At 63.5% G+C, this 21,660-nt stretch carries 25 protein-coding genes; 8 read left to right on the top strand and 17 right to left on the bottom strand.

Translation table 11 applies throughout. The annotated features are described in order from the left end of the window. The first annotated feature begins 42 nt into the window (after positions 1-42). Complete coding sequence (locus ACVCL9_RS03640; RefSeq protein ID WP_447099080.1) at positions 43-699, top strand: glutathione S-transferase family protein; 657 nt, start codon at positions 43-45, stop codon at positions 697-699. Positions 700-994: 295 nt separating this feature from the next. Here the strand turns inward: ACVCL9_RS03640 and ACVCL9_RS03635 are convergent, their stop codons facing one another. From ACVCL9_RS03635 to ACVCL9_RS03625, 3 genes are all read right to left on the bottom strand, one after another. Further along, complete coding sequence (locus ACVCL9_RS03635) at positions 995-1,270, bottom strand: hypothetical protein (protein ID WP_447099081.1); 276 nt, start codon at positions 1,268-1,270, stop codon at positions 995-997. A gap of 156 nt (positions 1,271-1,426) precedes the next feature. Continuing rightward, positions 1,427-1,657, bottom strand: coding sequence for a helix-turn-helix domain-containing protein (locus tag ACVCL9_RS03630; protein WP_395118045.1), 231 nt, complete (start codon positions 1,655-1,657; stop codon positions 1,427-1,429). Next, positions 1,657-2,163 carry a DUF2975 domain-containing protein gene (locus ACVCL9_RS03625; protein ID WP_447099082.1) on the bottom strand — a complete coding sequence of 169 codons (507 nt, stop codon included), beginning with the start codon at positions 2,161-2,163 and terminating at the stop codon, positions 1,657-1,659. Before ACVCL9_RS03625 ends, ACVCL9_RS03630 begins: the two co-directional genes overlap by 1 nt. A gap of 279 nt (positions 2,164-2,442) precedes the next feature. Here ACVCL9_RS03625 and ACVCL9_RS03620 point away from each other — a divergent pair, with 279 nt between their 5' ends. Further along, entirely contained in the window at positions 2,443-2,871 is a 429-nt protein-coding gene (locus ACVCL9_RS03620; protein ID WP_447099083.1) for a GFA family protein, read from the top strand. Positions 2,872-3,027: 156 nt separating this feature from the next. Next, the gene (locus tag ACVCL9_RS03615; RefSeq protein WP_447099084.1) at positions 3,028-4,749 is read left to right on the top strand and encodes an ankyrin repeat domain-containing protein; all 1,722 of its coding nucleotides are present in this window, start codon (positions 3,028-3,030) and stop codon (positions 4,747-4,749) included. Positions 4,750-4,856: 107 nt separating this feature from the next. On the opposite strand, the gene ACVCL9_RS03610 is transcribed toward ACVCL9_RS03615, so the two are convergent. Beyond that, positions 4,857-5,792 carry a hypothetical protein gene (locus ACVCL9_RS03610; RefSeq protein WP_447099085.1) on the bottom strand — a complete coding sequence of 312 codons (936 nt, stop codon included), beginning with the start codon at positions 5,790-5,792 and terminating at the stop codon, positions 4,857-4,859. A 509-nt stretch (positions 5,793-6,301) separates the two neighbouring features. Here ACVCL9_RS03610 and ACVCL9_RS03605 point away from each other — a divergent pair. Continuing rightward, entirely contained in the window at positions 6,302-7,342 is a 1,041-nt protein-coding gene (locus ACVCL9_RS03605) for a cytochrome-c peroxidase (RefSeq protein ID WP_447099551.1), read from the top strand. Between the two features lie 108 nt (positions 7,343-7,450). Here ACVCL9_RS03605 and ACVCL9_RS03600 read toward each other — a convergent pair whose 3' ends face one another. After that, the gene (locus ACVCL9_RS03600; RefSeq protein WP_447099087.1) at positions 7,451-7,840 is read right to left on the bottom strand and encodes a TonB-dependent receptor; all 390 of its coding nucleotides are present in this window, start codon (positions 7,838-7,840) and stop codon (positions 7,451-7,453) included. Between the two features lie 35 nt (positions 7,841-7,875). Between ACVCL9_RS03600 and ACVCL9_RS03595 the strand changes: the two genes are divergently transcribed. Then, positions 7,876-8,268, top strand: coding sequence for a hypothetical protein (locus ACVCL9_RS03595; RefSeq protein ID WP_447099088.1), 393 nt, complete (start codon positions 7,876-7,878; stop codon positions 8,266-8,268). Positions 8,269-8,277: 9 nt separating this feature from the next. Here the strand turns inward: ACVCL9_RS03595 and arr are convergent, their stop codons facing one another. Further along, a complete protein-coding gene (arr, locus tag ACVCL9_RS03590; protein WP_395118031.1) occupies positions 8,278-8,712 on the bottom strand; it encodes an NAD(+)--rifampin ADP-ribosyltransferase in 435 nt (144 codons plus the stop codon). Between the two features lie 250 nt (positions 8,713-8,962). Here arr and ACVCL9_RS03585 point away from each other — a divergent pair, with 250 nt between their 5' ends. After that, the gene (locus tag ACVCL9_RS03585) at positions 8,963-10,054 is read left to right on the top strand and encodes an ISL3 family transposase (RefSeq protein ID WP_447099089.1); all 1,092 of its coding nucleotides are present in this window, start codon (positions 8,963-8,965) and stop codon (positions 10,052-10,054) included. On the opposite strand, the gene ACVCL9_RS03580 is transcribed toward ACVCL9_RS03585, so the two are convergent. From ACVCL9_RS03580 to ACVCL9_RS03540, 9 genes are all read right to left on the bottom strand, one after another. After that, entirely contained in the window at positions 10,006-10,275 is a 270-nt protein-coding gene (locus ACVCL9_RS03580; RefSeq protein WP_447099090.1) for a hypothetical protein, read from the bottom strand. The genes ACVCL9_RS03585 and ACVCL9_RS03580 overlap by 49 nt on opposite strands. A 97-nt stretch (positions 10,276-10,372) precedes the next feature. After that, positions 10,373-10,930 (bottom strand): hypothetical protein, encoded by a 558-nt coding sequence (locus tag ACVCL9_RS03575; RefSeq protein ID WP_447099091.1) that lies wholly within the window; start codon positions 10,928-10,930, stop codon positions 10,373-10,375. Between the two features lie 106 nt (positions 10,931-11,036). Further along, positions 11,037-13,673: a DEAD/DEAH box helicase gene (locus tag ACVCL9_RS03570; RefSeq protein ID WP_447099550.1), complete on the bottom strand. Its 2,637-nt coding sequence runs from the start codon at positions 13,671-13,673 to the stop codon at positions 11,037-11,039. Positions 13,674-13,705: 32 nt separating this feature from the next. Next, a complete protein-coding gene (locus tag ACVCL9_RS03565; RefSeq protein ID WP_447099092.1) occupies positions 13,706-14,002 on the bottom strand; it encodes a type II toxin-antitoxin system RelE/ParE family toxin in 297 nt (98 codons plus the stop codon). After that, positions 14,002-14,208, bottom strand: a complete 207-nt coding sequence (locus tag ACVCL9_RS03560) for an addiction module protein (protein WP_447099093.1) — start codon at positions 14,206-14,208, stop codon at positions 14,002-14,004. Before ACVCL9_RS03560 ends, ACVCL9_RS03565 begins: the two co-directional genes overlap by 1 nt. A 30-nt stretch (positions 14,209-14,238) precedes the next feature. Continuing rightward, entirely contained in the window at positions 14,239-15,933 is a 1,695-nt protein-coding gene (locus ACVCL9_RS03555) for a site-specific DNA-methyltransferase (RefSeq protein ID WP_447099094.1), read from the bottom strand. A 73-nt stretch (positions 15,934-16,006) separates the two neighbouring features. Continuing rightward, positions 16,007-16,267 (bottom strand): helix-turn-helix domain-containing transcriptional regulator, encoded by a 261-nt coding sequence (locus ACVCL9_RS03550; RefSeq protein WP_447099095.1) that lies wholly within the window; start codon positions 16,265-16,267, stop codon positions 16,007-16,009. A gap of 3 nt (positions 16,268-16,270) precedes the next feature. Beyond that, positions 16,271-16,555, bottom strand: a complete 285-nt coding sequence (locus ACVCL9_RS03545) for a PAAR domain-containing protein (RefSeq protein ID WP_447099462.1) — start codon at positions 16,553-16,555, stop codon at positions 16,271-16,273. Between the two features lie 463 nt (positions 16,556-17,018). Continuing rightward, positions 17,019-17,312 (bottom strand): hypothetical protein, encoded by a 294-nt coding sequence (locus tag ACVCL9_RS03540; RefSeq protein ID WP_447099096.1) that lies wholly within the window; start codon positions 17,310-17,312, stop codon positions 17,019-17,021. Between the two features lie 375 nt (positions 17,313-17,687). Here ACVCL9_RS03540 and ACVCL9_RS03535 point away from each other — a divergent pair, with 375 nt between their 5' ends. Both ACVCL9_RS03535 and ACVCL9_RS03530 read left to right on the top strand, forming a co-directional pair. Continuing rightward, positions 17,688-18,581: an alpha/beta hydrolase family protein gene (locus ACVCL9_RS03535; protein WP_447099097.1), complete on the top strand. Its 894-nt coding sequence runs from the start codon at positions 17,688-17,690 to the stop codon at positions 18,579-18,581. A gap of 88 nt (positions 18,582-18,669) precedes the next feature. Then, positions 18,670-19,656, top strand: coding sequence for an MBL fold metallo-hydrolase (locus ACVCL9_RS03530; RefSeq protein ID WP_447099098.1), 987 nt, complete (start codon positions 18,670-18,672; stop codon positions 19,654-19,656). A gap of 290 nt (positions 19,657-19,946) precedes the next feature. Here ACVCL9_RS03530 and ACVCL9_RS03525 read toward each other — a convergent pair whose 3' ends face one another. Then, positions 19,947-20,639: an aspartate/glutamate racemase family protein gene (locus ACVCL9_RS03525; RefSeq protein ID WP_447099463.1), complete on the bottom strand. Its 693-nt coding sequence runs from the start codon at positions 20,637-20,639 to the stop codon at positions 19,947-19,949. Between the two features lie 622 nt (positions 20,640-21,261). Continuing rightward, entirely contained in the window at positions 21,262-21,630 is a 369-nt protein-coding gene (locus ACVCL9_RS03520; RefSeq protein WP_447099099.1) for a hypothetical protein, read from the bottom strand. Positions 21,631-21,660: the final 30 nt, after the last annotated feature.

Genomic DNA, 21,660 nt, shown 5'->3' with positions numbered 1-21,660 from the left:
CGCCACCCGACATGACATCGCGTATCCACCCGGAGTCTCGCCGTGATCCCCACCATCACCGCTTTTGAAAGCTCGCCGGATCGCGGCCAGGGCCTCGCGCGCGACATGCGCGTGCGCTGGGCACTCGAGGAAGTGGGCCAAGCCTGCCAGGTCCGCCTCGTCTCGTTCGGCACGATGAAGCAGCCTGCCCACCTGGCGCTGCATCCGTTCGGGCAGATCCCCACCTACGAGGAAGGCGAGCTGACATTGTTCGAGTCGGGCGCGATCGTGCTCCACCTCGCGCAACACCACGCCGGTCTGTTGCCCGACGACGTGAATGCCCGGGCGCGCGCCATCATGTGGATGTTCGCCGCACTCAACACGGTGGAGCCGCCGATCCTCGATCTGCAGACCGCCAGGTTCCTGGAAGGCGACAAGCCATGGGCCGCAGAACGGCTGCCGCTCATCAAGAATCGCATCCGCAACCGGCTGGGCCAGCTCGCCGTCCGGCTGGGCGATGCCGACTGGCTCGACGGCGCGTTCAGCGCCGGCGACCTCATGATGGTCCACACGCTGCTGCGCCTGAAGCCATCCGGCATGCTCGCCGAATATCCGCGCCTCGCCGCCTATGTCGCCCGCGGTGAAGCGCGGCCCGCGTACAAGCGCGCGTTCGCCGCGCAGCTGGCGGTGTTCACCGGCAAGCACGCCGCCGACGGTTGAGGCGCGTCGGCGGCCTGCGCCTTCGGCGGAACAGGATCTCCGGGAAGGCTGCAGATCATGCGGCCGACGCTTCAGCTCATCCGTGCCAGGCAGCCATCCAACTGCCGTCCCCGCCGGGTGAGCTTGCCGTCGAAACTCAACGTGCACAGCTTCCAGCCGGCTTCCCGCAAGGCGTTCAGGCCGCGACCGGTGGTGAAGGTTCCAGACGGTACTCCGGAGGCACGCAGCTCTTCCTTGTTGCTGTGGTAATACCCCTTCGGTACGCAAGCACCGGACCGGGGCGCGAAACTGGTCCTCAGCCTGCCGCGCCCTCCGGTGGCGGCTGCAGTTTCTGCTGCAATGCCTCCAGATCCGCAATCACCGCCTCCAGTGCATCATGGAGTTGGCCCTGGCGGTTCATCAGATCGTCGATCTTGTCGGTCTGCTTCAGCTTCGACAATTCACCGTCGAACAACAGCCAGATCGCCGTCAGGTGCTCCACATTGTTCCTGGCGTAGTGGCGCATTTCCTTGAGCTGCGCCAGCGTGTCAGTCACGTGATCGAGTTGCCTGCCGGCATTTTCATCGGCCATGACATGCTCCCGGGAGTAGTCCGGCCATGCTACGAACACCACCTCCACGACAACGTGAAGCTGCCGTGCCGCTTTCGTTCAATCCTGGTCCCGGCGACCTAGCCATTCGTCGTGACCTTTCCTGCAGTACGAACGCACATCGCCCGTGTCGCTTCTTCAGCGCACCGACGTCCCGGCGGCGTCGTCGGGCTCCCAACGCAGCAGATCGCCCGGCTGGCATTCCAGCACCTCGCACAACGCAGCGAGGGTGGTGAAACGCACGGCCTTGGCACGGCCGTTCTTGAGCACTGCCAGGTTGGCGGGCGTGATGCCGATGTGCTCGGCCAGCGTGCCGACGGCCATCTTGCGGCGGGCCAGCATGACATCGATGTCCACCAGGATGGCCATCAGATCACCTCGTCCAGTTCGGACTTGAGCTGCCTGGCCTGCGAATCCAGCGCGACCGCTTGCGCCAGCAACATCCGCAGCACCAGCACGATCAGCGCCACGCCGGCGATCACCAGCGATGCGCCGCAGACCATGGCGATCAGGCCCGGGGCGATTTCGTCGCCGGGCGTGATGCGGTTGGCGTGCGCGGCCACCACCGCCATGCCGAACGTGAGCGCCGAGGCTGCCGCGATGGCTCCGATCACGATGTCGACGTAGCGGAAGGCCGCGGAGGAGAACACCGTGCCGCGCCGGACCATGGTCAGCAACCGCCAGATGCAGACCGCAGTCACCTGCATCGTCAACACGCCGAGGATGACGATCACCACCAGCGGAATGCGCACGTCCGCGCGCGCCGATTCCAGGTCCTGCCACAACAACGGCGCGATCACGCCCTGCACCACCAGAGAACCCGCCAGCGCGATCGCAATCACGGCGCGCAGCGCCAGCACCGCAAAATCCCCCATCGCTGCTCTCCACGTATCGTTTAGTGACCGTAATATATCGCAAAACGATATATTCGCAATGAAAAACGATATGATCGTCCTGCCCTCCCAAAACCTCCGCCGTCGCATCAGTCAGCGCACGCTCCGGTGAGGACAACGCCACCTCGCCACCGAAGAGAGCCGCAGCGGGCGAGCGGGGGAAGCCGACTCGATTGCCTCGCCCCTCCCGGAGCCGCGTCAGCCGTATGATTCGCCCGATCAGGGCAAGGGGAAACACCACCGACACGCTGGAGAAACGACATGACAGACAAGCACACGGGTAGCTGTTTCTGCGGTGCCGTGGAGATCGAGGTCTCCGGCGCGCCCGAAGCAATGGGGTACTGCCACTGCCGCTCCTGCCGCTCCTGGTCGGCCGGACCGGTGAATGCATTCACGTTGTGGAAACCCGCCAGCGTCAGGGTAACCAAGGGGTCGGAATTCGTCGGGCATTTCCAGAAGACGGAAACCAGCGACCGCCAGTTCTGCAAGCAATGCGGCGGGCACCTGATGACCGACCATCCGACGCTGGGCCTGACCGACGTCTACGCCGCCACCATCCCGGATCTCGACTTCGTACCCGCCGTCCACGTGAACTATGCCGAGACCGTGCTGCGGATGAAGGACGGCTTGCCCAAGCTGAGAGACTTCCCGGCCGAGCTTGGCGGATCGGGGCAAGCCCTGCCCGAGTGACGTCCAGGCGGATAGCCCATGGACGGGCAGTGGTCCTGACGCACGTGCAACGAAACAGCGGGGCTTGCCGTGGCGGACGACAATCGAACTTGATCAGCCTCGGCCCCTGTTTGATTCCCGCATCGAACCGGGTGCCACACCCACGCTACCTGGCGATTGGCCCCGCTTCGCTCCTGGTCTATGCTCACGCCCCGGCGTCGCAAGCCGCCTCCGGGTCCGCGGGAAGGGTTCAACCCACTTGTCCATCGCTGGCCACCATCGACCTTTGTGCAGCCGGGATTGCGGACCTTCGGCATTCATTGCATGGAGGTTGTCATGAAGAACCTGCCCGCCCGTCCGCATCTGGACCATCTGAAGAAACAGGCCAAGCGGCTGCTCGAGGACGTGCGCCACGGCGAGCCCGATGCGCTCGAACGCGTTCGCCTTGCCCTGCCCGGCGCCGCCCGGCTCGATCACGCCGCCATCGCCGCCATGGAACTGCGCCTGCACGACGCGCAGTCCTGCATCGCACGCGAGTACGGTTTCGGCTCGTGGTCGCAGTTGAAGGATTACGTCGCACTGCAGGCCGCCTCGGTCGACATGCACGCGCGCAAACGCCAGTGGATGCACTGGGTCTTCGGCCACGGCTACCAGACGGCCAAACCCGCACTGGCCGAGCGACTGCTGCGCGAACATGCGGACCTGCTGGTCGGCGCGCCCGCGCTTGCCTGTGCCATCGGCGACGTCGCCACAGTGCAGGCCGCCCTCGCAGCCGATCCCGCCTGGGCCACGACGGCGCGCGCCGACAACGGCATGCCGCCGCTCGCCTGCGCCACCTTTTCCGGGCTGATCGCCCTGCCCGCCTGCGCGCCGGGCATTCGTGCCTGCGCGGACCTGCTGCTCGATGCCGGCGCGGACCCGGATGCGCGATGGACCGATCCGGAGCTGCCGCACGATTCGCTCAGCGTCCTGTACGGCGCCGCCGGTCGCAACCACGACATCGCACTCACGCGGCGACTGCTGCAAGCCGGCGCCAACCCCAACGACAACGAATCGCTCTACCACTCCACCGAGATCGCCGACAGCACGATTGTCCGCCTGCTGCTCGAGGCCGGTGCCCGCGTGACCGGCTGCAACGCGCTGTTCCGCGCGCTCGACCATGAGCATCCCGACACGGTGCGCCTGCTGCTCGCCCACGGGGGTGACCCGAACGAACCCGGCCCGGACGGCAGCCCCTTGCTGCACGCGATCCGCCGCCGTCGCTCGCCCGCGACCATCGGCCTGCTGCTCGACGCCGGCGCCGATCCTTCGGCAAGCAACGGTCACGGCGTCTCCGCCTATCGCCTGGCGTGCTGCCTTGGCCTCGTCGAAGTGGCCCGGCAACTGGTGCAAGCCGGCGCAGTGCCCGACGACCGCCCGCATGACGCCTTCCTCGGCGCGTGCGCGCGAGGCGATCGCGCCAACGTGCAGGCGATGCTGGCCGACGACCCGGGCCTCATCGGCAAACTGCCGTCGGCCGCCTTGCGCCTGCTGCCGGAAATGGCCGCCGGCAACGAGGAGGAAGCAGTGCGCGTGATGGTTGAGGCAGGTTGGCCGATCACGACGCGCGGCGGCGACATCGACGGCAGCGCGCTCAACTGGGCGGTATTCCGCGGCAACGCATCGCTCGCACGCTTCCTGCTCGCCCATGGCGCGCGCTACGACGAGCGCCACGGTTTCAAGGACAACGTCTACGGCACGCTCAGCTTCGCGTCCCGGGCCGAGACCACGCCCGGCGGCGACTGGCTGGCCTGCGCGGAAGCGCTGATCGACGCCGGTTCGCCCATACCGGAGGAGCGCTACGCGTTTCCGGAAGAGATCGCCGCGTATTTCGACGGTTTGCGCTCGGGTACGGACTGAGCGCAGCGGCGCACCATGAAATAAGGGGTCGGCGTGCCGAAAGCGCACGCCGACCCCTTATTTTGCTCTGTCACGCCCGGAGCGGCCGCCGGCCGCTTCGAACGCAATCACATCGATGGCGTGGAAGCCGCCGCGGCCGTAGTCGCGCCGGCGGGCTGCGTGTTCGCTGACGGGTATTGCCCGACCTGCAGGGTGAATCGGGTTTGACCGGACGGCGTCGCCGACGGGTCGAGATACACCTGGATCACGTAATTTGTCGCCGTCGCCACCGATTCGGTCCAGGTGTTCGCTCCGGTCGTGCTCGTGTCGACCAGTGCCTTGTCGTGGGTCTGGTCGGTCACCTTGAAGTACAGCCGAGGGTTGTCCGAAATGAGGTTGATCTTCACCGTCATGCCCGCCGCGATGGCCACGGTGAAGTTGTGCGCGGTGGCGCCGGGCGACAACACCACAGCCTGTTGTGCCCACGGCTTGCCGGCTTCGAATGTCACCGCGCTTGTGGGCACCTGCATGTCTTCGGCCCCGTACTGCCCGACCTGCAACGCGTATTTGGCGGTGTCGCCGGATGGTATCGCGGCGGGATCGATGTAGACATGGATCGCATACGTGGCAGCCGGCGCGTTCGGCAAGGTCCAGGTGGACTCACCGGTCTTGCGCGAATCCAGCAGCAGCTTGTCGTTGGTCCGGTCCTCCACCCTGAAACGCACGTTGGGATTGCGGGTGAGGAGATTGAGCTGCAACGTCTTGCCCGCCGCGATCGCCACCGTGTAATCGAGCGAGCTGTCGGAATGCGTGAGGTTGCCGATTTCCTGCGCCCAGACACTGTTGGCCGCGAAGGTCACCGCTACCGGATCGCCCGCGAAAGCCGGCAACGACACACAGGCAGCAGCCAGGCCGAAGCTCACGCCCAGGGCGCGGCAGAAAAGACGGAAACGTGACATGAGTGGGGACCCCTGGTGGATTGAAGTTGGTTTGCAGGCGATCGACGATTCCACGCCTTGCGGCACCGCAATCGCGAAGACGCTGCCTTCCCGTGTGCAGGCCATGCCTCACCCCTGAGTCAGCGCCGTGTGCGGACCATACGCTGGTCTCACGAGGCTTGCCAGCCGGCACAACCCGACTGACCGTTTTTCGCTCTGCGGCCAGGAGCCCGCCATGTTCAGTTCCCGGACGGGTCCATCCGCAATCTCGACCGACGCACGAGCACGAATTCAATTGGACGCGTCTCCTTTGTTCCCGCATGCCCTTGTTGCGGACAGGACGGAGCGATGGTCGCGGGCCGGACGCCTGCCTTCGTTTCGAAATCGCTTTTGTTGATCTCGGTCAACAGCCATCGGTGCCGATGAACCGAGCATGCGGGTGTTGCCAGCGCGATCCGGCATCGACAGGCATAGCCGGTGACTCCGCTTGGGCCAGGACGACAGGCATGGCGACGACCCCGGCGACGTCCACCATGTCGTCTGTTCCGCGCCGCGTTCGCGCATCGCCAGGGTTTCCTGGATACGCCACGGACATTGATGGTTTCGATTGCCACCCAACTGCGGAGAGTCAGCTCATGTCACCGATCAAGCTGGTTTCAATGATGGTTCTCGCCTCCCTGGCTACAGGCCAGGCATGGTCGCAAACGGCATTGATGAAGCAGGCCCAAGGTCTGTTCAAACCGATACCCGCCAATGCGCCGCCGTTGCCGGGCAATGCGGCGACCCCGGCCAGGGTGGAGCTAGGCAAGCTGCTTTACTTCGAGCCCCGGCTGTCCGAAAGCCATGCCATCAGCTGCAACTCATGCCACATGGTCGGCATGGGCGGGGTCGACCTGCAGGAGACTTCGCTGGGTCATCGCTGGCAGCATGGCGGTCGCAATGCACCGACCGTCTACAACGCGGTGTTCGACGTCGCCCAATTCTGGGATGGGCGTGCCAAGGACCTTGAGCAGCAGGCTGGCGGTCCGCTGGTCAACCCGGTCGAGATGGACACCACCGAGTCACACGTCGTCGAACAGCTCAAGGGGATTCCCGGCTACGCCGCCGTGTTCGCCAAGGCCTATCCGGCCGTGCCCGATCCGATCACGTTCGACAACGTGCGCAAGGCCATCGCCTTGTTCGAGGCCACCCTGATCACGCCGAACGCGCCGTTCGATCGCTACCTCAAGGGCAACGAGAAGGCGCTCGACGCGAATCAGAAGGAAGGCCTGGCGCTGTTCATCAACAAGGGCTGTGCGGCATGCCACAACGGCATCAACGTGGGCGGGGGCATGTACGCCCCGTTCGGCGTAGTCGAGCGGCCCGGTGCCGACATTCTCCCGCCGGGGGACAAGGGCCGCTTCGCGGTGACCAAGACGGCCAGCGACGAATACGTGTTCCGGGTGCCCTCGCTGCGCAACATCGCGCTGACCGCGCCCTATTTCCATACGGGCAAGGTGTGGGATCTTCGCCAGGCCGTCGCGATCATGGGCAGCAGCCAGCTCGGCGCAAAGCTGAGCGACGAGGAGGTCGGCAAGATCGAGGTTTTCCTCGGGGCCCTGACCGGCGACCAGCCGAAGGTCGCGCTGCCGACCCTGCCACCCAGCGTGGCAACCACCCCGCGGCCCAAGCCGTGACCCGCACGAATGAGGCTGTCCAGGCAAGCATGCAGGGACGTCCAGAAAAAAGGGCGCGTGGCCAATTCAGCCAAGCAGGCGACTGGCCCTGCCAGACGACGACCGGATTTATTTGGCCACGTCCCCTTTGATTCGCAGCACCAGCCAGGCCATCAACAACAGGGCGACCAGCACACCCACCGCCGCCGCACCGAGCAGGGGCCCGATCGCCGGTTCCGGAACCACGCCGCCATAAAGCAGGACCAGGCCCACGGACAACACCAGCACCGCCAGCTGATGCAGGTAGAACTGGAAGCCGGCGACCCTGCCCCCCGCGCCGACGAGCCACAGCTTGTGGATCAACGCGTAGATGAAGGACACCACAAAACCCAGCAGCAGCATGTGCGCGTGCGCCACGAACAAGGCGTGGTTGTGCGAAGCCGCCATGTAGATGCCAAGCCCCATGCCCGCGATGGCATAGGCAAAACCGCAGAGCAGAAATCTCCGATCGAGCGCCATGATGTCTTTCCCCTGGTCCCCGGTGGCCGGCATCGATGTCGCACGATGCACTGCCGGCTGCGCACCGCCGCGGGGCGATTCTGCTACAGATGTTCGAAGCGGGCACGCGGAAAGTATTTCCCGCGGAAACTGTCACGCGAAGGGCGTACCGGGAAAAGTGGACGTGGCCAATCAAGCCAGGCAGGCGGCTGGCCTTGCCAGACGACGACCGAATTCAATTAGCCACGCCCCTTCTTTTTCACGTCCCCTTTCATTTGGCCAGCGAGGCCATCATCCGCGTCACGTTCGATGGCAAGTGCGGCACCACCGCGGTCGACCGCTGGAACGTCGGCAAGCGCCTGTGCGATATCAAGGAAGCGCTGGACGGCTCGCTGTGGATGCTGGAGGACGCCGGCCCCGGCGGCTTGTATCGGCTCACGCCGAAATGACTCGACGTGTCAATTGATGATCTCCCCCATGCCGGCTTCGACGCGACGCTTCAGTTCCCGGATGAACTCCGCGTCGTAGGGCTCCCAGCGTTCGAGCTCGCCCACGATCCTCAGCGGCGCCGCGCTTCGGTAGGAGCGAGTGGGGTTGCCGGGGAATTTCTTGTTCGTCACGTTGGGGTCGTCTTCGAACGCACCGGTCGGCGTGACGACATAGACCCGCGGCCTTCCCCTGCCGCGCGCCATCTCCGCGGCAAGGCCGGCCCCCTTTGCTACGGCGGTGAAATAGATGTGGTTCATCACGACGCGGACGTCGTAGTTGGAGGTGAACCCGGCCATCAGCAAATCACCCAGGGAAAGATCCGCCTTCGTCCCGTGGTAGAACGGCCCTTCCACGCGATGGCAGTTCCCGTGGGAAACCGGAACCCACTCGTCGTCGTCATGCATCCCCGGCGTACCTCATGCTTGCTGCCCGATCGGCAGGCCGGCGATTCTCAGACGCCCCGGCAGTCTTGCCGCAAGCCCCGGTGACTGATATAAATTGATGGTGGGAGGCGCAGTGCGCCTCCTTTTTTTTGGTTCTTCGCGGGTAAGCGGGAAAGATCGTGTTGACAGGCACAAGGAAAGGGTGAGGGCGGCAGGCAGCGGATAAGCTGATAGCTCTCACACCAACAGCGGTTCAACCGCCGCCGCCCTCATGCACGATGCTATTGATGCTGCCCATTTTTGGATAGGGTTTCGTTTGTTCGAGACCCAGGCTTTGTCGGAGACGCAGCTGCTCCTCCGGCTGGAAGCGGATCCTCACATTGACCCGCGCTGTGGTCGTTGCCAGGCGCCCTGCGGGCTGATCCACGAGCGTCGCACCCGGCGAGTGCGCGAGCGTCATCTGATCGCCCATGTCGAGGCCCTGCTGCGCCTGCTGCCGATCCGTCATATCAGTCAGCTCACGGGGCTGCATTGGCACACCATCCGCGCCATCGATGCCCGGCGGCTGGCACGCGAAGTGACACCGCCGGATCTGTCGCGGGTGCGTCGACTCATCATGGACGAGTTTGCCCTGTTCAAGGGCCATCGCTACGCCACCGTCGCCCTCTGCGCCGACACCCAGCAGGTGTTGTGGGTGGGCCAAGGCCGCTCGCGCAAGGACGTGCGGCCGTTCTTCGAGATGCTGGGGCTGGAGGCCTGCGCCCGCATCGAAGCGGTGGCGATGGACATGAACACGGCCATGGACCTGGAAGCCAAAGCCCACTGCCCGAACATCCGCGTGGTCTACGACCTGTTCCACGTCATCGCCAAGTTCGGACGGGAGGTCATCGACCGGGTGCGCGTGGATCAGGCCAACGTGCTCAAGGCCGATCCGTCCGCCCGCCGCGTCATCAAACGCAGCCGCTGGTTGCTGCTGCGCAACCGGGGCAACCTGACCGACGAGCAGGCCGTCAAGCTGGATGATCTGTTGGCAGCCAATGCGCCGTTGACGACCGTCTACGTGCTCAAGGCCCAGCTCAAGGAGCTGTGGTATGCCCCGGACGAAGACGAGGCCCGCCGGCGCTGGAACGAATGGCACACCCTCGCCATGGACAGCCGGCTCCCACCCTTGATCGCCTTTGCCAAACGGTTGGCACCGTATATCGAAGGCATCGTCGCCAGCGCCATCTACCAACTCAATACCAGCGTCCTGGAAGGCATGAACAATCGCATCAAGGTCATCAAGCGCATGGCCTATGGCTATCGCGACTTCCCCTACTTCTTCCTCAAAATCAAGGCCGCCTTTCCCGGTAAGGCGCGATGAACCAAAAAAAAGGCGGAAACAGTGCACGATGTCCATGTCCGGATCGTGACATCGTCCTGGGTCGCAAGTTCGGGCTCGCCTTTCTCGAACTTGTCGTCACACGGCGTCGCTGCAACCGTGTCGCCGAACAACGAGAAGTCGATGAAAATGTCGCCCCACGACGCGCCTGAATAGGCTACCCGCACGTAGCCATCAAAATACTCAAAGAATGTCCCGGCCATGCCCCGTCCTCATCATCCGCGCCTTGCAGGCTAGCTTCACGCTGTCGCATCGGGTGCGACAACCAGAGTGGCCCGGGAAATTGCGGACGCCCCTCGGTCAGTGGTCGCCTTCGTGCTGGCGGAGCGCAGCGAGTGTGGCGCCATCCTCGACGCCGGACAAAGCAGCAGCGGCCTTGATGGATGAAACGGACTCGAAGTACCTGATCAGGTCCCAATCCCTGTCGATGGCCGACACGAATGACCCGTCCAGCGGATTTTCCGGGTTGACCGCAAGCACCACGGTACGCACGTCGATGCTGTCGAGATATCCGTCGTCGCCGATCTTTTCCCGCGCCACGGTAAACATGCCTGAGGCGGACTTCGGTGACATCGAAAGACAGTCGACCAGGGTCGCTTCCAACTGCCTCCACGGAGGGCGATCGTCGGCATGGGCGGCGAACCCTGCCGCGACGTGCTTTCGATGTTCGATCCGACCGCCATCTACGGCGGCTCCCATGTCCTCAAAACCGTCGCAGAGATAGACATCGTCCAGAAAGCTGTCGATGGAGAAAGCCGACACCATGACCGCCACGATGAATCGGCTTCCTTTCAGGCGTTCCGTCTCGATCGCGTGCCCTCGTCGAACACGTTCGACCGCCTCGGGAACCAGTTGCATGTTCCATCCGGGAATGACCGCGGAAAGCGAACAAGGTCCGACGTTTCCCATCATAGAACAGCCAGAGGCTTCTTCGTCGACGCTCACAGGCTCTCCTCCCGCCGCATCAGAGCAAGGCTTCGACGGTTTCCCACCGCCGATCACGCACCATCACGAACTGGCAGCGCCCGCCGCTGAGAGCGGCCCACAAACCACCGATGTCGCGATCGTCCTGGGCGTCGTTCCAGCGGTCGCCGCCCTTGTACTCGACCGCCAACGTGGTGCCGTTGCTGAGTTTGCACAGGAAATCGGGGAAGAATCGCCCATCCGCCTTCTGCAAGAAGAACGAGCAACCTTCCTTGCGTACCAGGTTGCGCACCCAGAACTGCATACGGCCTTGCTGCGCCCACTGGTCCAGCTTGCAGGCGCATTCGAACTCTTCCTTGCTGTCGAAGTCGCCGATGCGCCCGTAGTAATGCCTTCGGAAGTCGAACGTGCCGAAGCGGTCATCGTAGTCACGGCTGGGTGCGTAGCCCTGCGGATTGAATCGGAAGGCGTAGTCGTCGCCGACCGCGACACGGTCGGCTGCGTCGTCGCCAAACAGTGCCGCCTGGTACGCCTGATTCACCGCGGCTTGCCGCAACTGCCGCACATGCGTTTCCAGCAGCGTGCGGATGAGAAACTTTTGGCGATTGATCCGCGCGAGATCGAACCCTTTGGCTTCAAGCAACTGCCGCAGCCAGTGCGCGACGAAGGCACGCTTGCTGGCGTGGGTAATCCCCGATTCCGGCAGATTGCGCGTCAGCCAGGTCGCCAGACGGCTTTCATCCCAATGCTCGGGCCGATAGCTCAGGCCGAGGTCGCGTTGAAGATCCGCGATGAATCGTGTGGTGACCTTGCCGGAATCGGCATCGATGTCGATCTCACCACCTTCCGCCACCCGGTTGCCGTCCAGTGCCTGGAGCTGCATGTGCGTCGGCACCGCATCGTAAGGTGACAGCGTCCAGGGGTAATCCAGCACTTCGGGATCGTCGAACAGCTGCAACTCACCCTGGATGCGCAGCGCCATCTGTGGCACCGACAGCACCTCGCCGCGTTCGGCGGGCGTCTGGAACATCTCGACGGCGGCACGGGATTTTTCGGCCGCACGCTCGATCGCCTGCCTGGCCTCGGCTTGCGTGACGCTCGCCTGCACCGTCGCGGTTTCGTCTTGCGTCAGCGGTGCGGTAATCGTCAGCGTGCCGGCCTTCCTGTCCCATGCCAGCTTGTCGCGGACAGGTTTGGGGATGCTGCGCAGATCCGGCGCCTCCGACAGCGCAACGCTCACCGGCGTGACCACCACCTTGCCCGGGCGCGCCGACAAGTCCAGCCGGGCCTGCTCGCTCTTGCTTGCCACCACGAAATCGCCGACCTCATGCCGTTCGAAGCCGGCGCCGTCGACCAACCGGTCACGCAGGGCGCCCGCCGTCTGGCCGAAGTCGCGCGATACCACGAAAGCGTAGGACTGGTTGAGCATCACCGATGCGCGCGCCTTCGCCTGCGGCTGGCGCAGGATGCGGCCCAGCAACTGCTCCACGGCAGTGGAGGAACGCAGCTCGGCCATGCTCACCAGCACGTAGGCGCTCGGGCAATCCCAGCCTTCCGCCAGCGCCTGCTGGGTAATCACGTATTTCACCGGGCAATGCTCGTCGGCGACGCCGAGCGCGTATCCCTTCTCGACGGCTTCCAGTCCGCGGGTTTCCCCGGTGGCAATGACGATTTCATCTTCCGGGACGTTGTGGTTGTCGATGAGGGCCTTCTTCACCACCTCCACATCGCGGGTTTCCACGTCCTTGCGCCGCGCTTCGGCCTGGATCAGCACGATGGGCCGCAGGTAGGGTTCGCCCTGCCGCCGTTCGGCATCCGCCGCCGACTGCAACTGGTCACGACAGTCAATGGCGTAAGCCAGGCACTTCTGCCAATCGCCCTCGGTCTCGAGGCGGATCGGCAGCTTGATCATGTTCTCGGTCTTGAGTTCCGCGGCCGAGACGCTGTGCAACACGTTGCTGGGCGTCTGCTCGGTATCCGGCGTGGCGGTCAGCTCCATGATGCCGCTGGGGCGGAACTGCGCGAACGTCGAGAACGAAAGCGGCGTGCGGCTGTTGTGGGCCTCGTCCACGATCAGGAACGGCCGGCGCAAGCGCAGCACGTTGGCCAGCGAGCACACTACGGCGCCGTTCTCATCCCGCTGTAGTTCCGCAAGCTGGGCATGATCCAGATGTTCGAAGTGCGACATCAGCGCGCCGTTGGACTCGAATACCTTCAGCCCCTCGGTGTTCTCGCGACGAAACGCCTGCACCGTCGACACGATCACCGTGGTGGACGATTCCAGCGTGGCGCGGGTAACGCTCTTGGCCTCGTCCAGGGAAAGCACGGTGACCGGGCCCGCCTCGCGCAACGCGGCGTGATACGGATGCTCGCGGCCACGCAACGCGCGCAGCGTCTGCTCACGGATCGTGTTGGACGGCACCAGCCACAGGACCATGCTGAACTCGCTGCGCAGCAATTGGGTATTGACCAGCGCGACGCTCCTGGCTGCCAGCCAGGTCTTGCCGCCGCCGGTCGGTACGCGCAGGCAGAAATACGGCATGGCCGTGTCGAAGCCGTCGATCGGGCGATAGGCGACACCGCGCCCCCACAACGCCAGGGTGGCGTTGTAGAACGCGCTGTTGGCGTTGCCCGTGACCTGCACTTCGCGGAAATAGGCTTGCACGCTGTCCAGCACGGATTGCTGGTAAACCTTGGGGATATAGGCGCTCATGCGTCGGTGCGATCCGTCCAGTAATCCGGTTGGCGATGCTGGTGCGCCACGGCAAGCACGTAGATGGCCTCCGGCTCCACCGAGTACAGCAACTTGTAGGGAAAGCGGCCCAGCACCGCCCGCCGGATCGTGCCGCGCTCGACCGGGCATGCGAGCGGCCAGCTGCGGATGCGCCGCAGCCCCGCGCGCACCTCCTCGCGAAACACCTTGCCGAGCCCGATCAGCTGCACCTCGTAGTAGCGCTCCGCGGCCTCAAATTCCGATCGCGCCTCCGGCGAGAAGACCAGGCGCATTACAGCTTGCCGACCACATCTTCCGCGGGGGTGCCGGCAACCATCCCCTTGCGATAGGCCGCCAGCCGCCGTTCGGCTTCATCCAGCCAGACGGCATCGAGCGCAGGGTCGGGCTGGTCGAGGCTGCGCAGGATCGCGTCGGCGACTTCAAAGCGGTCTCCGGGCTTGAGCTGCAACACACTCTTGACGATGTCTTCGGTCTTCACGGCACACCTCCGGCTTTCCAGGAATCCAGATTACCCTTCCAACGCATAGGGTGTCTGCTTGAACACGATGCCCTCGCGCGCGAGCCGCGGCGCACCCAGCCGGCAGGCGGCGGCGTAGATGACGCGCGGGCCATCGAACGGCGGCAAAACATCCAGCACGGCGGCCGTGAGCACGTTGCCGCCGGCCACGGACTTGTCCTTGAGGATGCCGTTGTAGAGCAGGTACACCGCGCGGCCTTCGTGCACGCCGATCCGGGGTGAGTTGGTATTGCCTGCGAAGCCCGCTCCCGTCTCCACGAACCACACGAACTCCGCCAGTTGGGCGAACGTCACGTCGTCGCGCACCTGGCCTTCGGCGGTGAACAACGGTTCGTCGGAAAGCTTGCAGAACTGGAAGCCGCCGCCGAGACCCGCGACTTGTTCGCCCTTGGCATTGGTGTAGCCCTGCGCCACGCGGCGCACGCGCTCGGCAGTGACGTCGCGTGCGATCTTCGGGTCCATCTCGATGAGGATGCAGCGACGGTTGCCGCCGTCTTCGGCGTTCTGCTTCAGCACGGCGTGGGCGGTGGTACCGGAGCCCGCAAATGAATCGAGAATCAGTGAGTCCGGGTCGGAGAAGGTTGCCGCCCTAACCAATGCTTTCACTAGGCCACACGGCTTCGAGTACTGGAAGACTGAGTTGAGATCAACCGAGAGGATTTCCGCGAGTTCAGACGATGCATCCTCGTTCGTCCCTACTTCTTTTGTCAGTAGGCTGCTGAGGCCTTTCTGTCCTTGGTTGTCCGAACCTTTCACGGCACGCAACGACATATTTTTTGTGCGCAGAAAGCACCGTCCACCTGACGCGAGCTCTCTATCCATATTTTCCTGAGTCCATACGAATGGTCCCCTCAAGTAGACATCGGACGTGAATCGGCCATCAACCACCGTTGCATCGTGGACAAGCTCGACAGCAGTTCCACCACGACCGTATTGACCACGAGGATAGATACCATCCGGGAGTCCGGTAGGACCAAGCTTGTCAACGGGAATGTGGAGGTCTTTCACTCCGTTGGTTCGCTTGACCAGCGGGAAATCCTCATCTTCACCGACATCATCACCAACCAACTCAATATCGTTCGACCGCCGGCTGCAAACCACGATGTACTCGGTCTTCTTTGTGAGCTTCTTCGAGAGGTGTGATCCCTTTCGCTTTCGCTCCCAGACAATGCAACCCACGAATTTGAAACCGCCCACTTCATTGAGAACGCTGCGCAGGTGGTGAAGTTCGTTGTCGTCAATCGAAACGAAAATCACCCCATCCTCGCGCAGGAACTGCTTCAGCAGCATCAGCCGCGGATACATCATGCACAGCCAGCGGTCGTGGCGGTCCAGCGTCTCGCCGTCCTTGCCCACGACCTCGCCCAGCCACTTTTTGATCTCCGGGCTGTTGACGTTGTCGTTGTAGGCCCAACCCTCGTTGCCGGTGTTGTAGGGCGGGTCGATATAGATGCATTTGACCTGCCCCGCATAGCGCGGCAGCAGCGCCTTCAGCGCCAGCAGGTTGTCGCCCTGGACGATCAGGTTGCCGCTGTCGTTTTCCGCAAGGCCCGAACCCTCACCCCGGCCCTCTGCCGGAGGGAGAGGGAGACAGGAAAGCTCCGGCACCGGCTCCAGCAAGCGATACGGCACGTCACGATGGTGTTTGACGACGGCCTGCTTGCCGATCCAGTCCAGTACGGGCATGTGTCTGCGATCCCCTGCCGAAAGCTCGGCGCTGCCGATGGTTGCGATGCGGCCCAGTTTACCCGCAACCGTCTCAGGCGCCGCGACCCGACCGCACGCGCCATGGCGTAATGTCGCTCACGATCAAGCAGCAGCTCAACCGATAGCCAAGCGCCCTCGCCATCTTCATGGTACTGGCGGGACTGGGGTTGCCCTCGCTGGACAGTGCCTCGTACAGCCCTGCCCGAGTCAGGCCGGCGGCTTCGGCCAACAGGCTTGTGTTTCGTGCACGTGCGGCCGTATCGGGAGCCTGATGCGAGAGCTTCTGTCGCCTGGATGGGGCCGAACCGGTCAATGTCTACCCGATCAGCACCGTGAAAGCTCCCAGAACTATCTGTCCGCCGTGGGCCGTGCTGTCGGATATCCGCGCTGCCGGCATTCCGCCGATGAAGACCTTGGTCGAGCCCTTGGCGATGATGTCTGGTGGGCCCACGCAAACGGCCATGTCCCCCACTCGTGCTGCCACCGTCGGGCATCCCATGGATATCGGCCCATCCACATGGGGAACGACTCCCGTCACCACCGGACATACGTGAAAATCGGAAACCTTGGCACCCCTCAATGCCAGATCCGCCTGTTCCAACGCCGAGAAAGCCGCGCCGGGGTCACGGTCATGGATGGACTTCAGCGTCTGCCGCGGGATGTTGTTGAGGTCGGTGACCTTGTCGTTGTCGAGTAGCGTGGCCAGCTCGTGCTTGCGGAAGACCCGATCGGATGGCGCGTGGGCGACCAAGCAACGGCAGCTTCCCGATGCCTCCCGGGCGTACTTCACCGACGCTTCCGCCCAGATGTCGTCCGCAGACAACGAGAGCGGCGAAGCATAAAGATGCTCGCTTTCGAGCCACTGTCCGCAGCGGGTCGCCTCCAGTGTCGTGGTTTGCTTCCCCGCCTGACCGCAGCGCTTCGCATACGCTTCGACCGCAACGCGATTCTTGCCCGCGTCATCCGAGTAGAAAACCGCGCCATCGTGCGGCGAGGCGACCGACATCGCTCCCGACGCTATGAGGCCCTTGAGCCGCACCACTTCCGTGTGGGATGTCATGGAATCAGCGCTCGATGGTCACCCGGTAATCGACCACGCGCCAGGCATCCAGCAGATCTTTCTCGATCGTCGCGCGTTCAAAGAAATCGATCCGTTCCCGTTCGAAGGGCGGATCCCAGTGCAGATCAAGCGGCAACAGGATGGCGGCGCCGAACCGTCCGTCGTCGGACGCGATGGTGTCGCAATACAACGACAGCACATGGTCGCCCTTGCGGTACTGCATGGCGTTGCGATCGCTGCGTGACACTTCGACGCCCGAATCGTTGACCAGCAGATATGGCTCGATTGCCCTGAACATGTGGACCTTCCTTGAGTGAGTGACGCAGCGACGGCCAGGGTTTCAGATGCTGGCACGATGATAGCCCGCCAGCGTGTCTGGCCGGATGCGTTGCCACGTCCCTTTGGGACTCGCGTCGCAAAAGACGATGCGGTGGCTCTTCACGGCATGCCGGGCATCACCTCGCAGCGATCAGGCCGCGGGTTGCCGATTCGAAGAATGGTGTCATGGAAAATTTGGCGACCCCATTGCCGACCCAAAATTGTCCCTGACACCTTTTCAGTGACACCTCTTCATGTTCGGCGGAGTAATCTGACAAGGTTGGCGTTCGGCGCTCCTTCCATACCAGACCCGTCCAATTCCGCTCAGGGGAATGCCATGAAGCACGCAAGGGTTGTGTTCCTCAGCGCCTGTCTTGCGCTCGCCGCTGGAGCCGTCCGCGCCGGGATGCCGCCGGTTCCGGGTACGCCTCAGGATGCGGCAATGGCCCACGCGCCTGATCGCGCCTCCATGCAGACCATGCAGATCCCCAGCCATGGGGAGCTGATGAACGCATTGGTCTACATCGCCGCGGGCGCGGGTCCCCATCCGGTGGTGATCCTGCTGCACGGGTTTCCCGGCAACGAGCGCAACCTCGATCTGGCGCAGGACATGCGACGCGCCGGTTGGGATGTCCTGTACTTCAATTACCGCGGTTCGTGGGGCACGCCGGGCGGCTTCTCGTTCGCGCACAGCATCGAGGATACCGGGGCCGCCATCGCCTACCTGCGCCAGCCGGAGGTGGCCCGGTCGTTGCGACTGGATCCCAACCGCATCGTGCTGATCGGCCACAGCATGGGCGGCTTCATGACCGTCGAGGCCGCTGCGGCGGATCCCGCGATCAAGGCCTTCGCCACCATCTCGGCCGCCGACATGTCCGGACGCATGCAAGCTCTACTCGAGAAGGAAAAGCGCTCCGACGCGATCGCCGCCATGGCCCACGGACTGGCCGAAGAAGGCATGGCGCCGCTGGCGGGATGCACACCAGACGGGCTGGCCAGGGAGCTGGCGGACCACGCCATGAGCTGGCCGTTCCTGGACAAGGTGGATGCACTGAAAAACCGCAACGCGCTGATCCTCACGGCCGACGACGGCCTCACCCGGGAGAACAGCGCCTTCGCCGCTGCCTTGCGCAACGCCGGCGACACGCACGTGACCACCCGGCATTTCGCCACCGACCACGCCTATTCGGACAAGCGCATCGAGCTGTCACACGCGGTGCTGGCGTGGCTGGCGGGGTTGCCTAAATAGAACCGGGGTCGGGTTCAATTTCTGGCGTCCCGGATTGCGACGGTGGCCTGGACACGGCGCAGTCTGACGTCGAACAGCGGGAGCGAGCATGGGCAAACAAACCGGTTCCCGCATCTGGCGCAGGGCATGGGTCGCCGCGGGTGTCATCGTCGGCGTGTTGCTGGTCGGTGCCGTGCTGGCCGCGGCGTTTGCGCCGTTCGTTTACGCCGAGCTGATGCCCCGGTTGGAGCCGCACGTGATCGTCGATCCCGCGCCGGCCAGAATCGCCAAGGGCCGCATGTTCGATGGCTATTTCGTGGTGCAGGATCTCGGCGCGGGAACCTTCGCCATCGGCGAGCCGCGCTACTACCAGCAGAACTACTCCTACCTGATCATCGGAACGAAGCGCGCGCTGATGTTCGACTCGGGGTCGGGAACGCGCGACATCGGCAAGGTGGTGAGATCCCTCACGCGCCTTCCAGTCACGGTGATGGTCTCGCATCTGCACTTCGACCACTTCGGCGGGATCGGTGCTTTCGATCACGTGGCCATGATCGATCTGCCACAGACGCGTGCGGATGTGTCCAACGGGCGCCTGCGGCCGAGTCGTTACGCGTACCTCGGCTTTTGGGACGGGCGCAGCGCTCCGGCAACGCGGATCACCGAATGGCTGAGCCCCGGCGCCGTGATCGATCTGGGCGGCCGCTCGTTGACCGTCCTGTCCACCCCAGGCCATACGCCAAGCTCCGCGGCGCTGTTCGATGCAGCGGACCATCGGCTCTTCATCGGCGACTACGTCTATCCCACCACGCTTTACGCCTTCCTGCCGGGCGCGAGCTTGTCGGCCTATCGCCAGACGGCGCAGCGGCTGCTCGCGACCTTGCCCGGCGACACGATCCTGTGGACCGCGCACTGCTGTCGAAAGGGCGAGGGCGTGGCGGCGCCCTGGCTGACCGTGAAAGACCTTCGCGACCTGGACCGGACATTGATGGCGGTCCAGGCCGGCACGGCAACGTTCACGGGCTTCTATCCGCGCAGGTATCCGGTCAACGACCAGATGACCCTGGCGACCGGCTTCCCCTGGAACAATCGCTGAAACCGGTGAAACCGGTGAAACCTGAAACCTGAAACCTGAAACCTGAAACCTGGTTCAGAGTGCACTTTCCAGCGGGCTTTCGAGAAAACAGGGGCCAGGATCGACTTTCTGAGCTGTCGCCAGCGTGTGGCGCCGATGGTCCGCTGGCGTTCGCGGCGGTTGTGTTGGGGTGCTGCGATCCTTGCGGTTGGAATGCGGCAATCTTTGCTTGGTTTCAGGCTGCGCCGTCGGTGAGCGTCTGGGGGCACCCCGACTGAAAGTGGGTCAGGTCGCGTCTTGTAACCGGAGCGTTACGCGAGCATCCAACCCACGGCGGCCTGGCAGTGGAGTTCGGTTGTGTCGACGCGCGGGATGTCTGGCGCATCCTCTGCGCGCAGCAGCATGCCGAACTCGGTGCAGCCGAGGATCACCGCCTGCGCGCCCGCGGCGTGCATCCGGCGCATGATCGTGATGAAACGTTCGCGCGATGCCGGCTCCACGCGCCCCTTCACCAGCTCATCGAAGATGATTTGGTGCAGCGCGTCTTGTTCTTCCGATGTCGGCACGCTGATGGACAGGCCGTGACGTTCCAGCCGTTCGCGATAGAACGGCTGGGCCATGGTGAAGCGGGTGCCAAGCAACGCGGCGCTGCGGTGGCCGTCGGCCAGCAAGGCCTGGGCGGTGATGTCGGCAAGGTGCAGCACCGGAACGCTGACGGCCGCCTCGACCGCAGGCGCCACCCGATGCATCGTGTTGGCGCAGATCAACAGGCCTTCGGCCCCGGCGTGTTCCAGCCGGCGCGCGGCACCTGCGAGGATGCGGCCGGCCGCATCCCAGTCATCGGCGTGTTGCAGGCGCGCGATCTCGGCGAACTCGACACTCCACAGCAGCAACCTGGCCGAGTGCAGGCCGCCCAGGCGTGCGGCAACCAGCTCGTTGATGCGCTGGTAGTAGTGCATCGTGGATTCCCAGCTCATGCCACCGATCAGCCCGATAGTTTTCATGCCGTGCAACGCCCAATGGATTGGCGAGAATTCTCGCACAAGGTAAAACCGCGGTCAGAGTCGACTTTCCAGCAGGTCTACGGTTTCGATGGCGGTCTTTCTCGGCCGGTCGATCTTCCTTGGTGCGAGTTTCCGCCCCAGTTGCTGTTTGATCGCAAGGCGGCCCAAAAAAGCAAAAAAGGGTCCGTTCCCTTATTCCTACGGACAAGCGCTATGCTCCCCACCCACCGAAAGAACGGCGTCAGAATTTAATTAGCCACGTCCCCTTTAACTTTAGCCACGTCCCCTTTAACTTTACGTCCCCTTTAACTTTACCTCCTAGGGGATTGTCCCCGTTCAAAGGTGTCCGTCAAACCCGGGCCATCTTACTCTGACCCCTGTTTCTAATCGCGAACGGTGCATAGCCGTGAATGAACCTGAAAGACACTTCTGCAATACTCGGCTGGCGCGCATGGCCTGGTAGTCCTCGCTGGTTTCGTCACCTTGAAGACTGCACCATGCGCGCACTTCTTTCCATGCGCAGCAATGCCAAGCCACTGATTCAACGTAGGGTTTCGTGGGGAAACCTCAGACTCCGTCCCGGTTTCGGGGCTATTTTCCAAAGAACTTCTCGGTTTCGGAGCTATTTTCCAAAGAACTTCTCGAAGTCAAACTTATTCTTCGATGAGCATACTGTGAGGCGGCTTTTGTATCTTTTTGCAAAATAACTCTTCAAACCTTGAACTTTGGTATCAAAGCATGGAACTCGGGTACAAACGATCAATCCTGCAACTGGAGATCGCTTCTCCTCACATCGATTCATTATGCACAGCGTCGCCTCAATTTGTTTACAAGCAACGCCCACATCCTTTCCCTTTAGCTCTACTACCAAATCTCCCACCCCCGGCTTGGAGACGACATAATCGGCCGCACGCTGCTGGGCAACCAAACCACCATCCACCTTGACGATATGGTGAACCTGCCTTCGTGGATTCAAAAAAACGGCAGACATTCCATGATCTTCAATCTTTATGTTCGACAC

It is taken from the genome of Rhodanobacter sp. UC4438_H5, assembly GCF_052978405.1.
Note: the sequence above shows the minus strand (reverse complement) of the source record. Positions and strands in the feature narration are given on the sequence as shown.

What these genes read in the sequence shown, in the direction of transcription:
- ACVCL9_RS03635 (WP_447099081.1), bottom strand. Translation starts at nt 1,270, where the DNA reads ATGGCCGATGAAAATGCCGGCAGGCAACTCGATCACGTGACTGACACG.
- ACVCL9_RS03630 (WP_395118045.1), bottom strand. Translation starts at nt 1,657, where the DNA reads ATGGCCATCCTGGTGGACATCGATGTCATGCTGGCCCGCCGCAAGATG.
- ACVCL9_RS03625 (WP_447099082.1), bottom strand. Translation starts at nt 2,163, where the DNA reads ATGGGGGATTTTGCGGTGCTGGCGCTGCGCGCCGTGATTGCGATCGCG.
- ACVCL9_RS03620 (WP_447099083.1), top strand. Translation starts at nt 2,443, where the DNA reads ATGACAGACAAGCACACGGGTAGCTGTTTCTGCGGTGCCGTGGAGATC.
- ACVCL9_RS03610 (WP_447099085.1), bottom strand. Translation starts at nt 5,792, where the DNA reads ATGGCCTGCACACGGGAAGGCAGCGTCTTCGCGATTGCGGTGCCGCAA.
- ACVCL9_RS03605 (WP_447099551.1), top strand. Translation starts at nt 6,302, where the DNA reads ATGTCACCGATCAAGCTGGTTTCAATGATGGTTCTCGCCTCCCTGGCT.
- ACVCL9_RS03600 (WP_447099087.1), bottom strand. Translation starts at nt 7,840, where the DNA reads ATGGCGCTCGATCGGAGATTTCTGCTCTGCGGTTTTGCCTATGCCATC.
- ACVCL9_RS03595 (WP_447099088.1), top strand. Translation starts at nt 7,876, where the DNA reads ATGTCGCACGATGCACTGCCGGCTGCGCACCGCCGCGGGGCGATTCTG.
- arr (WP_395118031.1), bottom strand. Translation starts at nt 8,712, where the DNA reads ATGCATGACGACGACGAGTGGGTTCCGGTTTCCCACGGGAACTGCCAT.
- ACVCL9_RS03585 (WP_447099089.1), top strand. Translation starts at nt 8,963, where the DNA reads ATGCACGATGCTATTGATGCTGCCCATTTTTGGATAGGGTTTCGTTTG.
- ACVCL9_RS03580 (WP_447099090.1), bottom strand. Translation starts at nt 10,275, where the DNA reads ATGGCCGGGACATTCTTTGAGTATTTTGATGGCTACGTGCGGGTAGCC.
- ACVCL9_RS03575 (WP_447099091.1), bottom strand. Translation starts at nt 10,930, where the DNA reads ATGCAACTGGTTCCCGAGGCGGTCGAACGTGTTCGACGAGGGCACGCG.
- ACVCL9_RS03565 (WP_447099092.1), bottom strand. Translation starts at nt 14,002, where the DNA reads ATGCGCCTGGTCTTCTCGCCGGAGGCGCGATCGGAATTTGAGGCCGCG.
- ACVCL9_RS03555 (WP_447099094.1), bottom strand. Translation starts at nt 15,933, where the DNA reads ATGCCCGTACTGGACTGGATCGGCAAGCAGGCCGTCGTCAAACACCAT.
- ACVCL9_RS03540 (WP_447099096.1), bottom strand. Translation starts at nt 17,312, where the DNA reads ATGTTCAGGGCAATCGAGCCATATCTGCTGGTCAACGATTCGGGCGTC.
- ACVCL9_RS03530 (WP_447099098.1), top strand. Translation starts at nt 18,670, where the DNA reads ATGGGCAAACAAACCGGTTCCCGCATCTGGCGCAGGGCATGGGTCGCC.
- ACVCL9_RS03525 (WP_447099463.1), bottom strand. Translation starts at nt 20,639, where the DNA reads ATGAAAACTATCGGGCTGATCGGTGGCATGAGCTGGGAATCCACGATG.
- ACVCL9_RS03520 (WP_447099099.1), bottom strand. Translation starts at nt 21,630, where the DNA reads ATGTCTGCCGTTTTTTTGAATCCACGAAGGCAGGTTCACCATATCGTC.